General features: G+C 69.1%; 12 protein-coding genes. 4 read left to right on the forward strand and 8 right to left on the reverse strand.

Features of this window, described 5'->3' with window-relative positions; genetic code table 11:
* Positions 1-13: 13 nt before the first annotated feature.
* On the reverse strand, positions 14-1,969 hold the full coding sequence (locus ACM14_RS09250; RefSeq protein WP_013804419.1) for a bifunctional diguanylate cyclase/phosphodiesterase: 1,956 nt from the start codon (positions 1,967-1,969) through the stop codon (positions 14-16).
* A 73-nt stretch (positions 1,970-2,042) separates the two neighbouring features.
* Between ACM14_RS09250 and purU the strand changes: the two genes are divergently transcribed.
* The 3 genes from purU to ACM14_RS09265 all read left to right on the forward strand — a co-directional run bounded on the left by purU (position 2,043) and on the right by ACM14_RS09265 (position 5,506).
* Positions 2,043-2,891 (forward strand): formyltetrahydrofolate deformylase, encoded by an 849-nt coding sequence (purU, locus tag ACM14_RS09255; RefSeq protein ID WP_013804418.1) that lies wholly within the window; start codon positions 2,043-2,045, stop codon positions 2,889-2,891.
* A 19-nt stretch (positions 2,892-2,910) separates the two neighbouring features.
* Positions 2,911-3,834 carry a LysR substrate-binding domain-containing protein gene (locus tag ACM14_RS09260; RefSeq protein WP_012203013.1) on the forward strand — a complete coding sequence of 308 codons (924 nt, stop codon included), beginning with the start codon at positions 2,911-2,913 and terminating at the stop codon, positions 3,832-3,834.
* Between the two features lie 160 nt (positions 3,835-3,994).
* The gene (locus ACM14_RS09265) at positions 3,995-5,506 is read left to right on the forward strand and encodes an FAD-linked oxidase C-terminal domain-containing protein (protein WP_065345986.1); all 1,512 of its coding nucleotides are present in this window, start codon (positions 3,995-3,997) and stop codon (positions 5,504-5,506) included.
* 62 nt (positions 5,507-5,568) lie between these two features.
* Here the strand turns inward: ACM14_RS09265 and ACM14_RS09270 are convergent, their stop codons facing one another.
* Positions 5,569-6,591 (reverse strand): hypothetical protein, encoded by a 1,023-nt coding sequence (locus tag ACM14_RS09270; RefSeq protein ID WP_065345987.1) that lies wholly within the window; start codon positions 6,589-6,591, stop codon positions 5,569-5,571.
* 118 nt (positions 6,592-6,709) lie between these two features.
* On the opposite strand from ACM14_RS09270, the gene ACM14_RS09275 reads away from it, so the two are divergent.
* Positions 6,710-7,132, forward strand: coding sequence for a hypothetical protein (locus tag ACM14_RS09275; protein WP_013804415.1), 423 nt, complete (start codon positions 6,710-6,712; stop codon positions 7,130-7,132).
* A gap of 62 nt (positions 7,133-7,194) precedes the next feature.
* Here ACM14_RS09275 and ACM14_RS09280 read toward each other — a convergent pair whose 3' ends face one another.
* From ACM14_RS09280 to ACM14_RS09305, 6 genes are all read right to left on the reverse strand, one after another.
* Positions 7,195-7,545, reverse strand: coding sequence for a DUF4148 domain-containing protein (locus tag ACM14_RS09280; protein ID WP_034390000.1), 351 nt, complete (start codon positions 7,543-7,545; stop codon positions 7,195-7,197).
* 186 nt (positions 7,546-7,731) lie between these two features.
* Complete coding sequence (locus ACM14_RS09285; protein WP_065345988.1) at positions 7,732-8,484, reverse strand: carbon-nitrogen hydrolase family protein; 753 nt, start codon at positions 8,482-8,484, stop codon at positions 7,732-7,734.
* Complete coding sequence (locus tag ACM14_RS09290) at positions 8,481-9,977, reverse strand: cytosine permease (protein ID WP_065345989.1); 1,497 nt, start codon at positions 9,975-9,977, stop codon at positions 8,481-8,483. Before ACM14_RS09290 ends, ACM14_RS09285 begins: the two co-directional genes overlap by 4 nt.
* A 228-nt stretch (positions 9,978-10,205) precedes the next feature.
* Complete coding sequence (locus tag ACM14_RS09295) at positions 10,206-13,379, reverse strand: efflux RND transporter permease subunit (RefSeq protein WP_065345990.1); 3,174 nt, start codon at positions 13,377-13,379, stop codon at positions 10,206-10,208.
* A 23-nt stretch (positions 13,380-13,402) separates the two neighbouring features.
* On the reverse strand, positions 13,403-14,773 hold the full coding sequence (locus tag ACM14_RS09300; RefSeq protein ID WP_065345991.1) for an efflux RND transporter periplasmic adaptor subunit: 1,371 nt from the start codon (positions 14,771-14,773) through the stop codon (positions 13,403-13,405).
* A 30-nt stretch (positions 14,774-14,803) separates the two neighbouring features.
* On the reverse strand, positions 14,804-16,019 hold a 1,216-nt coding region (locus ACM14_RS09305; protein WP_139093405.1), incomplete at its 5' end, for a TolC family protein.

Raw genomic sequence — 16,019 nt, forward strand, 5'->3', positions numbered from 1 at the left:
GTGCATCGGGCGATCAGCCCTGCACGGCCCACATGCCCTGGTTGTCCGACACCCACTCCCCAAACGCCTGTGCGGGCAAGGGCTTGCTGCACAGATAGCCCTGGAAGAAGTCGCACCCCTTGCCGCGCAGGAATGCCAGTTGCTCGGCCGTCTCCACGCCCTCGGCCAGAACCTTGAGCCCCATGGCATGCCCCAGCGCGATCACCGATCCGCTGATGGCCATGTCGTCCGCGCTGTGCGGGATATCGCGGATGAAGCCCTGGTCGATCTTGAGCAGGTCCAGCGGAAAGCGCTTGAGGTGGGCCAGCGAGGAATAGCCGGTGCCGAAGTCGTCGATGGCCAGCCGCAGGCCCTGGGCGCGCAGGCGGCGCATGACGGCCAGGGCCTCCTCGGGGCGCTCGGCCAGGGCGCTTTCGGTGATTTCCAGTTCCAGGCAGTGCGGGGCGAAGCCCGTGGCGGCCAGCGCGTCGGCGGTGGCGCCGGCAATGTCGGTCAGCAGGAACTGGTGCAGCGAGACATTGACCGCGATGGTCATCTCGGGCAGGCCCTGATCGCGCCAGCGCTGGCCCTGGGCGCAGGCCTCGCGCAGCACCCACAGGCCCAGCGCGCCGATGACGCCAGAGCTTTCGGCCACGGGAATGAAGCGTGCCGGGGAGATGAGGCCCTCGTCCGGGTCCAGCCAGCGCACCAGGGCCTCGGCGCCCACCAGGCGGCCCGTGGCCAGGTCGATCTGGGGCTGGAAGTACAGGCGCAGGTGGCCCAGGTCTATGGCCTGCCGCAGCCGTGCCTCCATGGCCAGGCGCTCGCGTGCGGCCGAGGTCATGTCTTCCTCGAAGAAGCACCAGGCACGGCCGCTGCGCGACTTGGCGCCGTAGACGGCGGCGTGCGCGCCCTGCAGCAGGTCCTGGGCATTGCCGGCGTGGGAGGGATACATGCAGATGCCCACGCTGACGCCGGCCATGACGGACAGGCCGTCCGGCGAGCTCCAGGGCTGGCCGGCCGCCGCGATCAGTTGCCGTGCACGGGCGATGGCGTCGCCGCGCTCGCTCATGCCCTTGCACAGCACGGCCAGTTCGTCACCGGCCATGCGACCTATGAGGTCCTGGGGTCCCAGGGAGTCGTGCACACGGGCGGCGATGTGGCGCAGCACCTGGTCGCCAATGGCGTGGCCGTAGCTGTCGTTGACGTCCTTGAAGCGATCGATGTTCAGCAGCATCACGGCCAGCGTGCCCTGCTCGGCGGCCGCCTCGGCCACGGCGTCTTCCAGCAGCGCTGTGAAGCGCACGCTGTTGGGCAGGCCGGTGAGCATGTCGCGGTGGGCCAGGAATTCGAGCTGGGCCTCGCGCGCCTTCTCGGCCGAGATGTCGGTGAACATGCACACGTAGTGCGTGACCTTGCCCTGTGCATCCTTGACGGCGCTGAGCGACATGCGCTCGGGGAAGACCTCGCCGTTCTTGCGGCGGTTCCAGATCTCGCCCTGCCAGTGGCCCGTGGCCTGCATGCTGTCCCACATGGCCTCGTAGAAGGCCTTGTCGTGGCGGCCTGACTTGAACATGCGCGGTGTCTTGCCCAGCATCTCCTGCTCGGTATAGCCCAGCAGCCGCGTGAAGGCGCTGTTGACCGAGAGGATGCGGCTGCGCGCGTCGGTGACGACCACGCCCTCCATGGTGTTGTCCACCACGGCGGCGGCCAGGCGCTGGCGTTCGTCGGCCTCCCGCCCGGCGGCCATCGCGGCATGGGCAGTGCGCTCTCCACGGCGCATGCGCCACAGCAGCCAGCCGCCGCCCACGGCCGTGACCAGCACCAGGGTCACAGAGGACAGCATGCGCCGCTGCGCCGCCGCCTCGGGCGGAATCTGCAGGTGCGCCAGCAGCCATTCCACGCCCCAGAGCCACAGCAGACCTGCGCACACGTACAGGGTCATTGCGCCCCAGAGCGGTATTCGGGGCTGCTCTCCCTGATCTTGCATGTGGTTCCTCAGAACGTTCCCAGAACGTGTGACTTGCGCAGGGTCGTGTCCATGCTGCGACAATTGCGCCGCTATGACCCAAGCCTATATTCTTACCCTTTCGTGCCCCGACCGGCTCGGTCTGGTACATGCCGTCTCGGGCTTTCTGCTCGAGCAAGGCGGCAACATCGAAGAGGCCGCGCAGTATAACGACCCGGCCACCGGACTGTTCTTCATGCGCGTGCAATTTGCCTGCAACGGCTGCGATCCCGCGGCTCTGAGGGCGGCCCTGGCCGACCTGGGCGGCCAGTACCAGATGAAGTGGCGCCTGCACACCAAGGCCGAAGCCATGAAGACCGTGCTCATGGTCAGCAAGGAAGGCCACTGCCTCAACGACCTGCTGTTTCGCTGGAAGAGCGGCCTGCTGCCGGTGGACATCCGCGCCATCATCAGCAACCACCGCGAGTTCTACCAGCTGGCGGCCAGCTACAACATTCCCTTCCACCACATCCCCGTCACGGCTGCCACCAAGGCCCAGGCCGAGGCAAAGCAGTTCGAGATCATCGAGGCCGAGGGTGCCGAGCTCGTGGTGCTGGCGCGCTACATGCAGGTGCTGTCCAACGACCTGTGCACCAAGCTGGCGGGCCGCGCGATCAATATCCACCACAGCTTCCTGCCCAGCTTCAAGGGCGCCAAGCCCTACTACCAGGCCCATGACCGCGGCGTGAAGCTGATCGGCGCCACGGCCCACTATGTGACGGCCGACCTGGACGAAGGCCCGATCATCGAGCAGGACGTGGCCCGCGCCGACCACACCGACACCGTGGAGGACCTCACGGCCCGCGGCCGCGACACCGAGAGCCAGGTGCTGGCCCGCGCCGTCAAGTGGCACAGCGAGCACCGCGTCATCCTCAACGGCCACAAGACCGTGGTCTTCCGCTGAAGCCGGCTCCCGGCCGCCCATGGCGAACGTGACCCTTGCCGCCGGCAGCGGCTTTGCCCCGCCCGGCAGCGGCGCCCGCCGCATTCCGCCCATACAGTGCCTGCTCACTTTCGAGGCGCTGGCGCGGCTGCGCAGCGTGACGCAGACGGCCGAGGAGCTGTGCGTCACGCCCAGCGCAGTCAGCCACCGCGTGCGCCAGCTCGAGCAGATCCTGGGCACGCGGCTGTTCGGCCGCTCGGACTTTTCGCTCACCACCGAAGGCAGCGCCTACCTGTCCCACGTGCGCGAGGGCCTGGGCGCGCTGCAGCGCTTTCCGGGCGAGGTGACGGCGCCGGGCCGCCGCAGGCTCAAGCTTGCGGTCACGCCCACCTTTGCGCGCGTGATCCTGATCCCGCGCCTGCGCCAGTTCACGGAAACCTATCCCGAGATCGACATCGCCCTGCAGGTCTCCATCCCGCTGCTGGACGTGGTGGCCGAGGATGCCGACCTGATGGTGCGCTTCGGCCCCGGCCACTATGCCGATGTGGAGCACATCGAGCTGGCGCGCGACGTGGTCACGCCGCTGGCCTCGCCAGCCTTCATCCGCGAGCACGGCCCCTTCGAGCAGCCCCAGGACCTGGAAGGCATGCCCCTGCTGCGCAGCCCGCTGGAGCCCTGGCGCACCTGGTTCGGCGCCACCGGCCTGGACTGGCCCGAGCCGCACGAGGGCTCGCAGTTCAACGACATCGGCCTGATGTGCGACGCGGCCTCGGCCGGCATGGGCATCGCCCTGGTGCGCCACAAGCTGGGCGCGCCCTGGCTGGACAACGGCACCCTGGTGCGCCTGTTCGACGTGGACACGGCCAGCCCCCATGCCCACTACCTGTGCTGGCGTACCGGCACCATGGACCGCTGGGAATGCGCGGCCTTTGCTGAATGGTTGAAGAGGGCGATGGCCTGCTGAGGCGCCCATAACTGATTTCGCGGATTTCACGGATTTCACGGATTTCACGCGCCGTTGCAATAAACATCAGCGCAGCCCCGCTGCACAAAGACGGCGGCATCGCCTAAAGTCAGGCTCCATGACTCCCGCCAGCTCCCCAGCCAGCCCCGCTCCCGGCGCCATGGCGTCGGCCGCCGCCGATGCCGCCCATCGACAGCCTGCAACCTCCGAGCGCGCACGGCGCCAGGCCGAGGTCGTGGCCGCGCTGGCCCGCCATGTGCCCGCCCACGCCCTGCTGTGGAATGCCGAGGACACCACACCCTATGAATGCGACGGCCTCACGGCCTACCGCCAGCGCCCGCTGGTGGTCTGCCTGCCCGAGACCGAGGCCCAGGTCCAGGCCGTGCTGCGAGCCTGCCACGCCATCCAGGTGCCCGTGATCGCACGCGGCGCGGGCACCGGGCTGTCGGGCGGCGCCTTGCCCCATCCCATGGGCGTGACGCTGTCGCTGGCCAAGTTCAACAAGATCCTGCAGGTCGATGCGGCCAGCCGCACGGCCGTGGTGCAGTGCGGCGTGCGCAACCTGGCCATCAGCGAGGCCGCCGCGCCCTTCGGCCTGTACTACGCGCCCGATCCCAGCAGCCAGATCGCCTGCACCATCGGCGGCAACGTGGCCGAGAACTCTGGCGGCGTGCACTGCCTCAAGTACGGGCTGACGGTGCACAACGTGCTCAAGGTGCGCGGCTTCACCGTGGAGGGCGAGCCGGTGGAGTTCGGCTCCACGGCGCTGGACACGCCGGGCTTCGACCTGCTGGCCATCCTGGTCGGCAGCGAGGGCATGCTGGCCGTGACCACCGAAGTCACCGTGCGCCTGATCCCCAAGCCCCAGCTGGCGCGCTGCATCATGGCCAGCTTCGACGACGTGCGCAAGGCCGGCGACGCCGTGGCCGCCGTGATCGCGGCCGGCATCATCCCGGCCGGGCTGGAGATGATGGACAAGCCCATGACGGCCGCCGTCGAGGACTTCGTCAAGGCCGGCTACGACCTCACGGCCGAGGCCATCCTGCTGTGCGAGAGCGACGGCACGCCCGAGGAAGTCGAGGAAGAGATCGCCCACATGAGCGAGGTGCTGCGCGGCGCCGGGGCCACGGCCATCACGGTGAGCGAAAGCGAGGCCGAGCGCCTGCGCTTCTGGAGCGGGCGCAAGAACGCCTTTCCCGCCAGCGGGCGCATCAGCCCCGACTACATGTGCATGGACTCCACCATCCCGCGCAAGCGCCTGGCCGACATCCTGCTGGCCATCCAGGAGATGGAAAAGAAATACGGCCTGCGCTGCGCCAACGTCTTCCACGCGGGCGACGGCAACCTGCACCCGCTGATCCTGTTCGATGCCAACGACCCCGACGAGCTGCACCGCTGCGAGCTGTTCGGCGCCGACATCCTGGAGACCAGCGTGGCCATGGGCGGCACGGTCACGGGCGAGCATGGCGTGGGCGTGGAAAAGCTCAACTCCATGTGCACCCAATTCACCACGGCCGAGAACGACCAGATGTTCGCGCTCAAGGCCGCCTTCGACCCGCAGGCCCTGCTCAACCCCGGCAAGGTGATTCCCACGCTCAACCGCTGCGCCGAGTACGGAAAGATGCTGGTGCGCGGCGGCCAGATCTCACACCCGGAACTGCCGAGATTCTGAGGCGTGGTGCAACCGGCGCCGTGCAACGAGCACTGTGCAACGACCACCATGCAACCCGCTGGTCACGGCTGCTGGAGGCAGCGCAGCCACAGCCCATCGAGCGCGCGGGCCAGCGCAGCTTCCTGCCGGGGCACGGCCAGGTCCTCCGCGAGGTCTTCGATCATGGCCTCCAGTGGTACGGCATGGGACAGGGTGCGCATGCCGCATTCCATCGCCAAGGCGGTGTCCAGGTAGGCCACGCGCGCGCCGGCCACGCTCCAGCGCGTGAGTTCGCGCACACGGCCGACCTGGTTCAGCCGCAGGCGCATCGCCTCCAGCCGCTCGGCCAGGGATCTGCGGATGCGCTCCCCTGTCTCGGGTCGGTCCTCCTCCAGTCTGCGCAGCGCCGCCTCCTGCTGCTCTAGCGTGCGCTCCAGTGCCCGCAGAGCCGCCTCGCGCCCCAGCCGTGCCTCGTCGTAGCGCGGCAGGGCTGCGCGCATGCGCTCCAGCGTCTGCTTGCGTTCGCGTGCGTAGACCGGCTCGGCGGGGCGCCCGGAACGCACGCAAGCGTCGGCGGCCAGCACCAGCCGCTGCGGAGCTGCTTCGGCGCCCAGCCCTTGCGGACGGAAGCTGCGGCAGTCTGTCATTTCCTCCAGCATGCGCAGGTCTTCCAGGTGCAGGCGCATGCGTTCCGCGTCCTTCTGCGCCTCAAGCCGATGGCGGCCCAGCATCTCCTGGCGCTGGCGCTCCAGCATCAGCAATTCGCGCCAGCCGCCACGCAGCCGGGCCTCGAACCGCGCCTGCTCGCCATCGGCCGCTTGCTGCAGCTGCTCGGCATCCTGGCGCAGACGCAGCTGCAGATATCCATGCGTGCCTGATCTCTCGCAGGTGTACTCGACGATGCGCCCGCCGCTTCCATCGCCCACGCTGCGCCATGCACTGCGCGCGCATGCGTTCCTCTCCTGGAGCACCTGGCCTATCGAGACCTCCGATGCACCGCCCCAGGATGCGGCCTGGACCGCCAGGACATCACCGTCGTCACCGCCGCAACCGCCCAGCACCAGTACAAGGCTCGAGGGCAGCAGCCACACTCGTTGCCAACGCATTTGCTCCCCCGTGCATGTGATTTCCAGATCGATGGTTGATATTAACTATCAATCAAAAAGAGAAGTGATTTTTATCAATACTCACATCTCAATCAGACCAATCCCATAGCGTTCGCGCATGCAGGATGCAAAGCAGCGGTTTGCTCAAAAATTACGTGATTCAATGCAGGCCCAGGGCTATGAAGCCAGGCCTGCCGTGCTGGAGCACGAGTTCAATTCCCGTTTCTGGGGCAAGCCCATGTCCCAGCACGGCGTGCGCCTTTGGCTGGTCGGCAAGACCATGCCCAACGCCAAGAAACTCGCTGCGCTGGCCGACTGGCTGCAGGTGCCGCTGGAGGAATTCCTGCGCTCGCCGCAGCAGGTTCGCGAGGTGCGCGAGCCCAAGAGCGCCTGGTCCGCAGGCCTGGGCTATGAGGACAACGAGCTGTTCAAGATCTACCTGCGCCTTCCCGTGCCCAAGCGCCGGCTGGCGCGCGACGTGATCCTGGCCATTGCGCGCGCCCATGATGCCGAGGAAGCAGAACGCGCCGCAGGCTCGTAGCCAGACGGCGCGTCGGGTTTGCATTGATCCGGCACCTGCGGGGCACGGGCCCCGCCTGCGCATCAGCCACCCATGGCACGCTGGCGTGCATCGCGCTGGGCAGGCGTTTCGTTGATCAGTTCATTGATCACTTCCTGGCGTGTCTTGCCCGCGCCGGTCTGCGGTGCGGGAGCCGGATAGACGCTGGCATTGAAGCGCGAGGTGCCGCCCTGGCGCACGGCTGCCTCGGCCTCGGCCGTCACCTGGGCGCGTGTCTTGCTGCTCTTGAAATGCTCGGGGTGGACGACGGCGCCCGCCTCGTTGTTGGCCGGGTGGATGTATCCGGCCGCCGATGCCATGCCGGGCAGCAGCAGCGCTGCCGATGCGGCCAGGCCGGCAATGAGGGTGGCGGGGGTGAAGCGGCGTTGCGACATGATGTGATTCCTTTCAGGCACGTTGGTAATTCGTTCTCCCCACGCCCCGCGATGCGGAACGCAGAGGAGAGGACTCCAATGTAGAAATCACGTGCCCACACCAGCCCCACAGGATGGTGACATTGCTGTCATACAACCGACACAGATGACCGCGATGACCGAGACACTGCGGCGCCTCGGCGCTCGTCACCCCCGGTACTGCGCACGCGCTCGGCCGGGCGCCAGAGGGTCCAGGCGCACGTCCAGCAGGCCCTCGGCATCGCCCGCGATGCGCGCCAGCGTTTGGCCGAAGGGATCGGCGAACTGGCTTTCGCCGCAGAAGGCGTAGCTGTCGCCGGGACCGGCGCGGTTGGCCATGGCGATGTAGCACTGGTTGTCCATGGCGCGCACGGGCACGGCGTGGCGATGGATGTGGCCGTAGGGGTGCATCATCCCGTCCATCAGCACGATCAGGTCCACGCCCTGCACGCCCAGGGCGCGGGCCGGTACCGGAAACTCGATGTCGAAGCAGATCAGCAGTCCCACTCGCAGGCCGCGCCATGTGCAGACGGGCTGGCGATCCCCGGCCTCGAAGACCCCGTGGTCCGAGTCGTAGAGCATGGTCTTGCGGTAGTGCAGCAGCACCTGGCCATCGGCATCGATCAGCAGGCCTGCGTTGAAGTGACGGCCCCGGTCCGCTTCGGCCAGGCCGATGGCGACGGCCACGCCGGCTTGCCGCGCGGCCTCGCGCAGCGCAGTGGCCGAGGGGCCATCCAGCGGCTCGGCCAGCTGCGCCACGTTGTCCGGCCGGGGAAATCCGCTGATGCAGGTTTCGGGAAAGACCAGCAGGTCGGCCTGCCCCGCGCTGGCCCTGATCGTCTTCAGCGTCATCGCCAGGTTGCCGGCAATGTCGCCGTCACGCAGACGGGGCTGGATGATGCGGATGCGGTGCTCCGTCATGGTGTGCGCTCCTTGAGATGCAAAGGGTGGCTGTCCTGCCGCGGCTGGCAACTGGCGGCCTCCTCGGCCTGCAGATCCAGGTTGCGGGCCAGCACCCAGTAAAGGCTGCCGGCCACGAGAATGCCCGGCAGCCAGGCGAAGTCCACGCCGCCCAGCCGCTGCGCAGCCCAGCCGATGAAGACCGCATGGCCGTCCGTGGCGTCGTGGATGTGGAAGAAGGGCACCATGGCCGCAAAGCCGCCCAGATAGGCGCAGATGCCGCGCCAGCCCCAGGCGCCGTAGATGCCCTGTGGCGTGAAGAAATCGGCGATGGCGTAGCGGCCCTTGCGCACCAGGAAGTAGTCCACGAGGTTGACCGCCGTCCACGGCACCAGGAAGTACAGCAGCAGCGCCAGGAAGGAGTGCAGCAATGCCACGCCGCTGCCCTGGATGGACAGCACGCACGCGAGGATGGTGGCGCTGATGGCGGCGATGGCGCCGATGCGTGCACCGCGTGCGCTGCGTGTGGGGCGCAGGCCGCCCAGCGAATCCGCCGCCGTGAGCACGGTCAGCGCCGCGCTGTAGGTGTTGAGGGCGATGATGGGCACGAAGGCCACGACGGCCAGGGCAGGCAGCAGCCGGTCCGCGCCCGGGAACAGGCCGGTGCCGATCCGTCCCAGCGCCGCCAGCGCGTCGCCGGCCTGCAGCCGCTGCGCCATCCACGCGCCCAGCCCGATCATCCAGGCCCCGGACAGCGAGGCGCCCAGGAAGATGGCCGCGATCAGGCGCCGGGGCGCGGTATGGCGCGGCAGGTAGCGCGAATAGTCGGACACATAGGGCGCATAGGAGATGTTGTAGCTGGCCGCGATGGTGAACTGCGCGGCAAAGGCGCTCCATGCGAATCCTGGCAATGGCTCCGGCCGAACGTGCAAGGCGGGCTCGCCCACGCCTGCCAGCAACGCCAGCGTGGCCAGCGCATACAGCGGCAGCGCCAGCATCAGCGCGTAGCGGAAGGCCCTGTGCATCACATCGTGGCCGCAGACCGCCAGCAAGGCGCCCACCGCCACGGCCACGCAGGCCGTGGGCGCTGGCGGCAGGCCGAACACGGCCTGCATGCCCTGCATGATGAGCGAGACGTTGACGACGTTGAACCCCGTGAACACGAGCAGCGTGGCGCACAGCGGCAGGGTGACGCCGCGAAAGCCGAACTGCGCGCGCGACTGGATCATCTGCGGCAGCCCCAGTTGCGGCCCCTGCGCGCCGTGCAGCGCCATGAACAGCGTGCCGAACATGATGCCCAGCGTCCCGGCCAGGGCGCTCCAGGGCGCCGAGAGCCCCAGCGACGGGCCGACGAAGCCGATGGAAAGCGTGAAGAAGTGGAAGTTGCCCAGGAACCAGAACGGCCCCTGGTCGGCGAGCCGCGCATGGCGCTCGCTGTCGGGAATGCAGTCGATGGACCGGCTCTCCACGGCGATGCGGGCACGGCCGTGCTGTCCGCTGGCGGGGCTGTTCATGGCCTTGTCTCCCTCCCGTTGTCCTTGCTGTTGTGGGACAAATTCTAGGCAGGAGCCTGCCGCCGCTCCATGCCTGATGCGCGACGTTCACATCGACTGGAAAAGATGTTTGGCCAGCCGGCCAGCCCCTGGTGCCGAGGCGGCCGGGCATGAAGAAAACCCCGCGCCGCCTGGCTGCCACAGGGCCTGCCAGGCGGCATGGGTGGCGTGGGTGGCGTGGGTGGCGTGCTAAGCGGCTGGTGCCGATGCCGTGGGCACTGCGCCTGCGGCGTCCGCTTCCGACGGGTCGTTGCGGTGCACCAGACGGTACAGCAGCGGCAGCACCAGCAAGGTCAGCAGCGTGGACGACAGGATGCCGCCGATCACCACCGTGGCCAGCGGCCGCTGCACCTCGGCGCCCGTGCCCGTGGCAATGGCCATGGGCACGAAGCCCAGCGAGGCGACAAGGGCCGTCATCAGCACGGGGCGCAGCCGGGTGAGCGCGCCCTCGGTCACGGCGTCGGGCACGCTGGCGCCCTGTTCGCGCAAGGTTCTGATCCAGGAGATCATGACCAGGCCGTTGAGCACGGCCACGCCCGACAGCGCGATGAAGCCCACCGCCGCCGAGATGGACAGCGGTATGTCGCGCAGCCACAGCGCCAGGATGCCGCCCGTGAGCGCGAACGGAATGCCCGTGAAGACCACCAGCCCGTCGCGCACATTGCCGAACATGGCGAACAGCAGCACGAAGACCATCAGCAAGGCCACGGGCACGACGATCTGCAGGCGGCGCGTGGCCGACTCCAGGTTCTCGAAGGTGCCGCCCCAGCGCGTCCAGTAGCCGGGCGGCAGCGACAGGCCTTGCAGCTTTTGCTGTGCCTCGCCCACGAAGGAGCCCATGTCGCGCCCGCGCACATTGGCGCTGACCACGATGCGGCGCTTGCCGTCTTCGCGGCTGACCTGGTTGGGGCCGGGCGCGGTCTCGAACGTGGCCACGGCCGACAGCGGCACGAAGCCGATGCGCCCGTCCGCCCCGCGCGGCAGGGCGATGGGCAGGCGGCTCAGGGCCTGCAGGTCGTTGCGCACGGCGTCCGGCAGGCGCACCTGGATGTCGAAGCGCCGGTCGCCCTGGAATACCGTGCCGGCCTCGGTGCCGCCCATGGCGGTGCTGATGGCGTCCTGCACATCGCCCATGTTCAGGCCATAGCGCGAGGCCTTTTCGCGGTCGATCTGCACGGTGAGCATGGGCAGGCCCGTGGTCTGCTCGACCTTGACCTCGGAGGCGCCCGCGATCTGCTGCAGCATGCCGGCCACGGTCTGGGCGCTTTTCTCCAGCACGGCCATGTCGTCGCCGAAGATCTTCACGGCCACGTCGCTGCGCACGCCCGAGATCAGCTCGTTGAAGCGCAGCTGGATGGGCTGGGAGAACTCGTAGTTGTTGCCCGGGATGCGGTCCACCGACGCCTGCACGGCGGCCAGCAGCTCATCGCGCGGGCGCGCCGGGTCGGGCCACTCGCTGCGCGGTTTGAGCATGATGTAGCCGTCGGAGATGTTGGGCGGCATGGGGTCGGAGGCGATCTCGGCCGTGCCGGTGCGCGCGAACACGCGGTCGATCTCGGGGAACTCCTTCTTGAGCGCCTTCTCGATCTGCATCTGCATTTCCAGCGACTGCGTAAGGCTGGTGCCGGGGATGCGCAGCGCCTGGATGGCGAAGTCCCCCTCGTTGAGGTTGGGCGCGAACTCGCTGCCCAGGCGCGTGGCCAGCAGCAGGCTCAGCGCCACGGCCACGGCGGCGGCCGTGAGCACCACGGCGGGCGCGGCCATGACGCGCGCCAGCACGGGCGCATAGCCGCGGCGTGCCCAGCCCATGAGGCGGTTTTCCTTCTCGGCCACCTTGTCGCCCATGAACAGCGCAATCGCCGCCGGGATGAAGGTGATGGACAGCAGCATGGCGCCGGCCAGCGCGATGACCACCGTGAGCGCCATGGGATGGAACATCTTCCCCTCCACGCCCGTGAGCGCGAAGATGGGCAGGTAGACCACCATGATGATGAGCTGGCCGAACAGCAGCGGGCGGCGCGCTTCCTTCGCGGCGGCGAAGACTTCATGGAAGCGTTCGCTGCGCGTCAGCGACCGTCCGCGCGCCTCCTGCGCATGGGCCAGGCGGCGCACGCAGTTTTCCACGATGACCACGGCGCCGTCGATGATGATGCCGAAGTCCAGCGCCCCCAGGCTCATGAGGTTGGCGCTGACCTTGTAGTGCACCATGCCCGTGAAGGTGAACAGCATGGACAGCGGGATGATCAACGCCGTGATCAGCGCCGCGCGCAGGTTGCCCAGGAACAGGAAGAGGATGACCACCACCAGGGCCGCGCCCTCCACCAGGTTCTTCTTGACCGTGGCGATGGCCTTGTCCACCAGGTTCGTGCGGTCGTAGACGGTGATGGCCTTGACGCCCGGGGGCAGGCCCCGGTTGATCTCGGCCATGCGCTGGTCCACGGCGCGCGAGACGGTGCGGCTGTTCTCGCCGATCAGCATGAACACCGTGCCCAGCACCACCTCGCGGCCGTTGTCGGTGGCCGCGCCCGTGCGCAGCTCCTGGCCCAGCCCCACCTCGGCCAGATCGCGGATGCGGATGGGCTGGCCCTGGGCCGAGCCCACGATGACCTCGCGGATGTCGGCGATGCCGCCGACCTGGCCCGGCGCGCGGATCAGGTACTGCTCGCCCTGGCGCTCGATATAGCCCGCACCCACGTTGCTGTTGTTGCGCTGCAGGGCGGTGACGATGTCGGCCAGCGTGAAGCCGTAGGCCGCCAGCTTCTCGGGCGCGGGCGCCACCAGGTACTCCTTGGCGTAGCCGCCGATGGAGTTGATCTCGGTGACGCCGGGCACGTTGCGCAGCTGCGGCTTGATGACCCAGTCCTGGATCTCGCGCAGGTCCATGGGCGTGTAGGGCGTGCCGTCGGGCTTTTTCGCATCGTCCTCGGCCTCCACGGTCCACAGGTAGATCTCGCCCAGGCCCGTGGAAATGGGGCCCAGCGTGGGCGTGATGCCGGCAGGCAGGCTGTCGCGCGCCTGCTGTATGCGCTCGCCCACCAGTTGCCGTGCGAAGTAGATGTCCGTGCCGTCCTTGAACACCACGGTGACCTGGGACAGGCCGTAGCGCGACAGCGAGCGCGTCTGCTCCAGATGGGGCAGGCCGGCCATCACGGTCTCTATGGGATAGGTGACGCGCTGCTCGGTCTCCAGCGGCGAGTAGCCGCTGGCCTGGGTGTTGATCTGCACCTGGACATTGGTGATGTCGGGCACGGCGTCGATGGGCAGGCGCTGGTAGTTGTAGATGCCCAGCCCGGCCATGGCCAGCACGGCCAGCAGGACCAGCCAGCGCTGCTCTATGGCAAATCGGATGATGCGTTCAAACATGGAGTTCTCCGTTCATGCCCGCATCAATGGGAGTGCTCGGCCGTGGCCTTGCCCAGCTCGGCCTTGAGCATGAAGCTGCCCTCGGCCACGTAGGATTGGCCGGGTTTCAGGCCTTCCAGCACCTCGGTGGTCTTGCCGTCGGCGCGGCCCACGCGCACGGGCTGGGCGCGAAAGCCCCCCTGCACGGGCACGAAGACCACGGTCTGCTGCTCCATCTTCTGCAGTGCCTGCGTGGCCACGGCCAGCGGCGCCTGCCGGGACGATGCCGTCAGCTCCACGTTCACGAACAGGCCCGGGCGCCACACGCCGTCGGGGTTGGGCAGGGTGATGCGCGCGGGGGCCGTGCGCGTGTCCTGGCCGATCAGGGCGCCCACATAGGCCACCTCGCCCGTGGCCGAGGAGTCGAAGGCCGTGGCGCGCACCGTGGCCTTCTCGCCCACGCGCACGGCGGGCAGATCGGGCGCGGCCACGCGCATCTCGGCCCAGACGCTGCGCAGGTCGGAGATGGTGAAGACCTGGGTGGTGTCCTGCACGGCCTCGCCCACGGACAGGTGCTTTTCCACGATCACGCCGTCAAACGGCGCGCGCAGCTCGAAGCGGTTGAGCCCGCCCGCACCACCGCCGGCACCGGCGCCCGTGGCGGCCAGCTTCTGCTGGGCGTTGGAGACGGCGATCTCGGCCTCGCGCAGCGCCTGGCGCGCCTGCAGGTAGTCCTGCTCGGCCGAGACCTTTTCCTCCCACAGCTGCTTTTCACGTGCGTAGGTGGTGCGGGCCAGCTCCAGGCGCTTGCTGGCGGCCAGCAGTTCGCTGCGCTGCTCGGACACGGCGGCGCTGCTGAGCACGGCCAGCAACTGGCCCTTCTTCACGTTCTGGCCCAGGTTGGCGGGAACGCTCTCGGCAATGCCGGCCACGCGCGGCACGACGTGGGCCGTGCGGTCTTCGTTGAAGCGGATCTCCCCGGGCAGCTGCAGCACGGAGCGCACGGTGGCCGGGCCGGCCTCGGCCAGGCGCACGCCGGCCGCCTGCATGCGCTGGGCGTCCATGGCGATCAGGCCTTCTTCGTCGCCATGGCCGGCTTCGGCGGCGGCTGCGGGTTTGGCGGAGGGCTTGGCCTCGGCTTTTTCCGCCTTGGAATCTTCATGGTGTTCATCGTCGGCATGGCCTTCGTCGTGCTTGTGGCCATCGGCTGCGGCTGCGGCGGCACCGTGGTGCTCGCCATCGGCATGGCCTGCGGCCTCGCTGTGGCCGTGGCCATGGCTGTCGGCCTTGGCTGCGCCCGGCGCGCCGCTGCGCAGGATCAGCGTGGCGGCCAGCGCGCCCAGGGCCAGGATGACGGCAATGGCCACGAGGGTGCGGCGCGGTCCGAGGGGGGAGGAGGAGGGCTTGGTGTTCATGGTCTGGATGCAATCAGGTTGCTATCGGAATCAGAGGCCGGATTCGGTGCCCAGCAGGCGGTCGATGTCGGCGGCGGCGCGGTGGGTGGCCAGCAGCTGGTCCAGGTACTGGCTGCGCGCCTCGGACCAGGTGCGTTGTGCGTCCAGCACGTCGAGGTAGCCGAACTTGCCCAGCGCAAACCCGCGCGAGGCCAGCTCGTAGGCCGTGCGTGCCGTGGGCAGCACCTCCTCGGCCAGCTGGCGCGCCTGCTCGCGGCTGGCCTGCAGCAGCTCGCGCGCCTCGAACAGCTGGGCCTGCAGCTGAACGCGCGTGGCCAGCAACTGCTCCTCGGCCTGGTCGGCCAGGCGCAGGGCCTGCAGCTGGTTGCCCCGGTTGCTGTCGAGCACGGGCAGGGGCACGGAGACGCCGACCACGAGCTGGTTGCGCCCGACCTCGGTGGCGCGCTTGACGCCCAGGCTGACGGTGGGATCGGGCAGGCGCCGCGCACGCTCCAGGTCGGCCGTGGCGCGGCTTTGCTCCAGCGCCTGGCGCGCACGCAGCACGGCGGGCGCCTGTTCGATGCGCTGCTGCAGGGCTGCCAGCTCAGGCAGCTGGGGCAGGGCGTCCACCGCGCCCTCGGCCTGGCCGAAGGGGAGCACTCGCTCGCCCCACAGCGCCTGCAGCTGGCCGCGCGCCACGCGCAGGCCCGAGCGGGCCTTGGCCTGCTCCAGGCGGGCGCCGGATTCGGCCACGCGGGCCCGGGTTTCCTCCAGCGGCGCCACCTTGCCGGCCGCCACGCGGCGGGCTGCGGCCTCGCGCGCGCTGCTGGCGATCTCCAGCGTCTGCCCGGCCAGGACCACGCGCTGCTGCGCAGCCAGCACGCCGAAGAAGGCCGTGCCCACGTCGGCGCGCAGCGCAGCCTCGGCCCCCGCCAGCTCGGCCTGCGCCAGGTCGCGCCCGCGCTCGGCCACGCGCATGCGGGCCTCGCGCTTGCCGCCCACTTCCAGGGTCTGGTTCAGTTGCACGGTCAGTGTGCGGGTGCTGCGGCGCGTGTCCTCCTGCGACCAGGCCAGCTCGGGGTTGGGCCGGGCACGGCTTTGCAGCACGGCGCCATCGCTGGCCTCCAGCGCCCGGCGGGCCGCACGCAGGCCGGGGTTGCCGTCCAGCGCCAGGGCCAGGGCCTGCTGCAGGTCCAGCGGCGGGCCGGCCGGTGTGGACTCGGTAACAGCGGCTGCAGATGGCGCAGCCGCATCGGCAGGCTCGCCC

It is taken from the genome of Delftia sp. JD2 (assembly GCF_001682645.1).
Lineage (GTDB): Bacteria > Pseudomonadota > Gammaproteobacteria > Burkholderiales > Burkholderiaceae_C > Comamonas > Comamonas acidovorans.